Here is a 6,571-nt window from a genome sequence, read left to right as displayed (position 1 = left end):
CCTGCGCGGCCCGCAAGGCACCCTGTTCGGACGCAACACCACCGGCGGTGCCATCGCCTTCATCTCGCGTGCGCCGTCGGACGAGTTCCGCGCCAAGCTTGAAGCCGGCTATGGCAACTATAATGCCTGGAACGTCCGCGCCTCGATCGATCCGGGCGAGATTGCAGGTTTTGCCACCAGCTTCAGCTATAACCACAGCCAGCGCGACGGCGTGGTCGACAACATCCTGCAACCGGACGATTCCAAAGACCCCGGTGCCCGCAAGTCGGACTCCTTCCGCGCTGCGGTCCGTCGCGACTTTGCCGGCACGGCCAGCGTCCAGTACATCTTTGACTACAGCAAGATTGACGGCATTACCTCGGCCTTCCAGCTGACCCATGTCGGTGACGGTACCCCGCGCACCCCGATTATCATCGATGGCGAGAGACTGGTTCTCACCCAGCCAGCACCGGTCGCTCCCTATCTGGCAGGCGTGACCTTTACCCAGCCGCAATGCGCCGCCCTGTCCGCACCGACGCGCAAATATCGCGACAAGATGTGCAATGACCGCCCCAATACGGCGCAGGACGAAACCTGGGGGCATAACCTCCAGATCGAAAATGATTTCGGATCATTCCAATTCAAATCGACCACCGGCTATCGCGTCTGGGACAGCTCCAACGATACCGATCTGGACGGTCTGGGCACCTTTAGCGGCCCGATCTTCACGCAAGCCACGCTGATGAACGGCCTGCCCGCATCCCTGTTGGGCTTTATCGTTCCCGATCCTGCGACCGCCGCCTATCTGGCCAGCCAGCCGGTGCCGCGCCAGACCCTGTCGTTCTTCGAGACCATGAACGTGCGCGAACACAAGCAGTTCAGTCAGGAACTGGAATTCGCCGGTGATACCGACACGCTCGACTGGGTCGTGGGCGGCTTCTACTTCCACGAGAAGGGCAACGAGAACAACCCGCAAAACAGCGGCTTTGTTCTGGACACCAACGGCATCTTCCTCGGCAGCTTCGGCGCTCTTGGTCCGTCGCTGGCAGCGGCCAATCCGGCCCGCTATCGCGCCGTGATCACCCGCTCCTCGCTGGTCTATGAGGCCGAAAGCAAAAGCACGGCCATATATGGTCAAGGCACCTATTATGTGGGTGGCCGCGACGGCAAGCTGCGCCTGACCGCAGGCGGTCGCTATACATGGGACAAGAAAGAGCTGAACCGCACCCAGAACGGCGCGGCACCTCTGGCCGTGACCGAGCATGGCGATGCCAAGTTCGACCAGTTCACCTGGAACCTGATGGCTGCCTATGACCTGCAAGAGCACGTCAATGTCTATGGCCGCATCGCCACCGGCTATCGCTCGGGCGGTTTCAACTCGCAAGATCCGGTCATCCCCGGCACCAAGGAACTGGCCAGCTTCGATCCCGAAACGGTTATCTCATACGAGATCGGGCTGAAGTCGGAACTGTTTGATCGCCGCCTGCGCTTCAACGCCTCGGCCTATCACAACATCTATACCGATCTGGCCGTCAACATCCCGCGTACCGATGCCCCTCCAGGCACCTTCGCAACCCGCGTGGGTAATGCCGGTGAAGTCACCTATACGGGCTTCGACATCGAAACCCAGGCCATCCTGAACGACAACTTCTCGCTGGACGCCAACCTTGGCTATGTCGACATCGAGTATCAGGAATTCATGACCGGCCAGTCGGTTGTTCCGGGTGCACCGCCGATCAACGTCGCCTCGATAACGGAGGCCGGCTACACCTCGCCTCTGACCGCCAGCGTGGCTCTGAACATGGAGTTTCCCGTATCCTATGGCCGCGTATTCGGTCGCCTCAGCTACACCTATGAAGACGGCAAGCTGAGCTTCAACAACTCCATCGGCGCACCGTTCAACGAAGAAATCCGTGGCGACGACCGTAATGTTATCGATGCCCAACTCGGCATTGATGGTCTGAACTTCGGCAATGCCGAGGGCGAGGTTCGCCTGTGGGTCAAGAACCTGACCGACAGCCACGACTTCGTGCGCGGCGTGGACTTTGCCGCTCTGGGTCTGGCAGGAGGCTATTATGCCGACCCGCGCACCTTCGGTGTTACGGTCAGCGCCCGCTTCTAAGGGACAGTATAGCCGGTGCGGACGACCGCGCCGGCTGCCAATAAAAAGCCCGCTGGTGAAACCGGCGGGCTTTGTTGTCTCTACTGACCGCAATCAGGCGATCAGTTCATCCACCACGTCGGAGGCCCCGCGGATAGCCCCCTCGATATAGCCGACACCATTGGCATCACCGGCCAAAAGGACGCGGTAACCCAAGGCCGCAATCCGGTCGGCCACAGTGGTATCGCCACTGGCCCCCATGGCGACAATCACATGGTCGGCGGCCACGGTGTGCGCCTGACCGTCCTTGTCACCAAAAGTCACCGAGGTCTTGCCGATAGCAATGGCGCTGGCCCCGTTGTGCAGGGTCACGCCATGCTCCTGTAGCTCGGACAACAGGCGCGCACGACGCACCAGTGTCAGTCCGCGCCCCGCATGGCTGCCCGTCTCGATCACGGTCACATCGCGCCCGCGCTCGCACAGGAACTCGGCCAGTTCGACCCCGACCAGCTCGCCGCCGATAATGACGATCTTGCGGCCCAGCGGCATCCATGTGTGCGAGACCTTGCGCACAAACTCCAGATTGTCCGTCAGGCCCGTAACGGCCCCGACCTTGGTGGCCAGACGGGTCAGGCTGCCGGTCTTGCGTTTAAGCTCATCTGACGATTGTGCCAGCAACAGGTTGCGCATGTCATCGCCGCTAAACACATGCGGCAGGTCATTGCCGACCAGAACGGGCATGTCTCGCCGCGCGCCCGTTGCGACGATGACGGCATCGGGTTTCAGCGCCGCCAGCAGTTCGGGCGTCACCTCGGTCTTCAACCTCACCTCAACAGGCGAGCGTTTAACCCGTGCGATCAGCCAGTCCAGCAACCGCTCGTTTGCCGGATAGGCCAGAGAGGCAAACCGCAAAGTCCCGCCCATGCGGCCGGACTTTTCGAGCAATATGACCCTGTTGCCCGCTTCGGCCAGTTGGCAGGCCGCCTCCATCCCGCCCGGTCCTGCGCCGACCACCACATAGGTCTGGCCGCTGATCCGATGGGGTTTGTGCTGCCATTCCAGCCCTGTCTGCGGGTTGACCGCACAGCGCACCGGATCTTGCGTATAGATGGCGCTGACACAGGTGTAGCAATAGACGCACGGACGGATCAGATCGCCCTGCCCGTTGGCCAGCTTGTTCGGCAAGGCCGGATCGGCCAGCACCTTGCGACCCATGGCCAGAAAATCATACTGGCCGTTGGCGATATGCCGCTCGGCAGCCTCCAACTCGACACGGCCCGAAGCAATCACAGGAATGCTGACCTCGGCCTTGATGGCTGTGGCCGAGGGGATATTGGTTTCGGGCACGTGCGGAATGTTCGAGCCGGAGTGCAGCTTGCCCACCGCCGCATTGTGATAGCTGGACACTGTAATGGCATCCACGCCTGCGGCCTCGACCAGCTTGGCGGCGGCTATGGCGTCCTGAAGGGTAATGCCGCCTTCCTTGCCTGCCTCCCACGCATCCAGTTTGCACCACAGCGGAAAGTCGCGGCCCACCTCGGCGCGAATGGCGGCGATAACCTCCAGCAAAAGGCGGATACGGTTCTCCAGCGGGCCACCATAATCGTCGGTGCGGCTGTTGGTCTTGGGCGAGATAAAGGACGACAGCAGATAGCCATGGGCCGAGTGGATTTCGATACCGTCAAAGCCCGCCGCCTTGGCCCTGCGTGCGCCCTGCGCAAACTGGGAAATCGCCAGATCGATATCGGCTTTTTCCAGTTCCTTGATGACGGGCCTCTTCTTGGGCGCAAAGGCCGCCATTTCCTCGGGCAGGAAGTAGCTGACAAAGTCCCCCTTCAAGGGCGGCGGCAGGCTGGGTCCCCACAGGAGCGCATCATGCGCACCGGCAGAATATCCGGCCGCCAGTCCGCCATGGTGCAGTTGCGCGGCGATTTTGGCTCCGTGGCGGTGTGCCCGCTTCACCATTTCGCTCAAGGCCGGCAGGTAGCGGTCATCGGAAATAGCGGACTGGTTCGGCGTCACAGCGCCCACAGGCCATGCCACCCCCAACACGCCCGCGACGATCATTCCGGCACCGCCCTTGGCCTGCTCCTCCAGAAAGGCCATCATGCGCTCGCCGACCGTGCCGTCCTCTTCGGACAGCCCGACCCCCATGGCCGAAACGACCATGCGGTTACGCAAATCCATGGTGCCGATACGGCCCTTAGACAGGAGGCGGGAATATTCAGCAGCCACGCGCAGCCCCTGCCTTTGCAGCCGAAAATTTAAACGCCCCCGTCATTCGCATTTCCTCGCCATCATGCTTTATTGATCGATGTTATCGGTAAGTTTTATGCCCTTCCCTACGCAAAGCAAGGATTTCCCATGAATTACGGGTTCGACGGCAAGGTTGCGCTGGTCACCGGCGCCAGTGGCGGTATCGGCCGCGCCACCGCAGTCGCTTTTGCCGCCTCCGGCGCAGCGGTTGTGGTGTCCGACGTCAATGAAATAGGCGGTCTGGAAACGGTCGCCCTGATCGAGGCCGCAGGCGGCAAGGCGGTCTTCCAGCACTGCGACGTGGCCAATGGCGATCAGGTCAAGGCGCTGGTGGCGCGGGCTGTATCCGAATACGGGCGGCTGGACTTTGCCCACAACAACGCCGGCATCAACTCGATGGGGGCCAACGAGTACGAGGATGACGTCTGGGCGCGCAGCCTGAGCATCAACCTGACCGGCGTCATGATGTGCATGCGCGAACAGGCCGAGGTCATGCTCAAACAGGGCAAGGGCGCCATCGTCAACACCGCCTCGATCAACGGCCTGGTCGGCAATGCCGGACAGCCCGCCTATGTGGCCACCAAGCATGGCGTTGTTGGTCTGACCCGTCACGGGGCGCTGCGCTGGGCCAAGGCCGGTATTCGCGTCAATGCGGTCTGCCCCGGTGTGATTGAAACCCCGATGACCGCGCCACTCGCGGCCAATCCCGACATGCGCAAGGTTCTGGACGGCCTGACCCCTATGGGCCGCATGGGCCGCGCCGAAGAAATCGCGGGCGCGGTTCTGTGGCTGTGTTCGGATCAGGCCAGCTTTGTCACCGGCCACCCGCTGGTGGTGGATGGCGGGGCGACCGCGACCTGATCGTTCACATATCCGAAGCGTGAAATTACAACAGCCGCCCTCTGGATCAGAGGGCGGCTGAAGTTTTTCAGACCCGTGCCTTTTGCGCCTATTGCTGCTCTTGCAACAGGGCGCGGTCCTTTTCGATCCGGCGACTGGCGATCATGGCGATCACCGAGGCGATGAAACCGATCGGGATCACCACGGTCAGGGCCAGTTTCAGCGAGTCCGTGCCGTCACCAAAGGCTTGGCTCAGCAGACCCGTCACCCACGGCCCGAGGAAGTAGGACAGCAAGGTGGTGACCGCCAAAAACAGCGCCGTCGCCGTGGCACGAAAGCGGTCCGGCAGGATGTACTGCAAGGTCGCATAGATACCGACCGACCAGCCGCCACCCATCAGGCCCGCCGGAATGGCCAGCCACTTGGCCAGCGCAAACGAGTTGGACCATGTCACGGCCAGAATGATCAGTGTCGCAGAGCCCAGCGCCAAGGCCGAAAGGCGTACCGGCCATGCCATGTCACGCTTGGCAAAGCGGTCGGAAACCGCACCGAAACACAACATGCCCAACAGGCCCGCAATGCCGAAATTCAGCGCAAACGCGGTCTTGGCCACCACGGGGTCCAGACCATAGTTACGGGTGAAAAGCTCTGGCCCCCAATAGCCAAAGGCAATGCCCGACAGCGCGCCCAGACCAAAGGCAAACATCATCAGCACGAAGCTGACATTACGGCTCAGAACCTTGACCAGCGCCATCATCGGGATGGTAACCGCCGAGGCGGTTTCACTGACCACACGGGCCGGATCGCGTACCACCACAGCCATCAGCAAGCCCACACCGATGCCGATGGAGCCGAGCAGGTAGAAGGCGAAACGCCAGTCATGCACCTCGGCAATCGCCGGACCACCGGCCTGACCGATGATCTGTCCGACATAGGTCGCCACGCCCAGCAGGCCAAAGGCCAGACCCCGACGCTCGGGCCGGAAATAGGCGGCCAGCAGCGAATAGGCCGGTGCCGCAAACGAGGCCTCGCCGATGCCCACTGCCGCGCGGGCAATGACCAGACTGACCTCGTCCTGCGCCATGCCGGTGGCGATGGTGGCCAGACTCCATGTAACACAGCCAATGGCGATGATCATCTTGCGCGACCAGCGGTCAGCTAGACGTGCCAGCGGAATACCCGCCACCACATAAAGCACAACAAAAGCCGGCCCCATCAGAAGGCCGATCATGCCGTCACCCAGACCGAACTCGGCCTTGATCGGACCGATCAGTCCGGTCAGCAGAAAGCGGTCGGCGAAGTTCACAATCGAGACCAGCAGCAGCATGCCCAGAACCAGCCAGGCGTTCGTTACCTTGCCGCCTGCAGAATTGGTTGTTTGTACCGTTGTCATAC

General features: G+C 61.8%; 4 protein-coding genes. 2 read left to right on the top strand and 2 right to left on the bottom strand.

What is annotated here, in order from left to right:
- The coding region (locus tag RSB01_RS05235) for a TonB-dependent receptor (RefSeq protein ID WP_332625135.1) at nt 1-2,101 on the top strand (2,101 nt) is incomplete at its 5' end.
- Nucleotides 2,102-2,194: 93 nt separating this feature from the next.
- Here the strand turns inward: RSB01_RS05235 and RSB01_RS05230 are convergent.
- On the bottom strand, nt 2,195-4,315 hold the full coding sequence (locus tag RSB01_RS05230; RefSeq protein ID WP_332589951.1) for an FAD-dependent oxidoreductase: 2,121 nt from the start codon (nt 4,313-4,315) through the stop codon (nt 2,195-2,197).
- Nucleotides 4,316-4,444: 129 nt separating this feature from the next.
- On the opposite strand from RSB01_RS05230, the gene RSB01_RS05225 reads away from it, so the two are divergent.
- Nucleotides 4,445-5,197, top strand: coding sequence for an SDR family oxidoreductase (locus RSB01_RS05225; protein WP_332589950.1), 753 nt, complete (start codon nt 4,445-4,447; stop codon nt 5,195-5,197).
- Between the two features lie 88 nt (nt 5,198-5,285).
- Here the strand turns inward: RSB01_RS05225 and RSB01_RS05220 are convergent, their stop codons facing one another.
- Complete coding sequence (locus tag RSB01_RS05220; protein WP_332589949.1) at nt 5,286-6,569, bottom strand: MFS transporter; 1,284 nt, start codon at nt 6,567-6,569, stop codon at nt 5,286-5,288.
- Nucleotides 6,570-6,571 lie beyond the last annotated feature (2 nt).

The sequence above is a fragment of the Brevundimonas sp. genome, assembly GCF_036659295.1.
Taxonomy (GTDB): Bacteria; Pseudomonadota; Alphaproteobacteria; order Caulobacterales; family Caulobacteraceae; genus Brevundimonas.
Note: the sequence above shows the minus strand (reverse complement) of the source record. Positions and strands in the feature narration are given on the sequence as shown.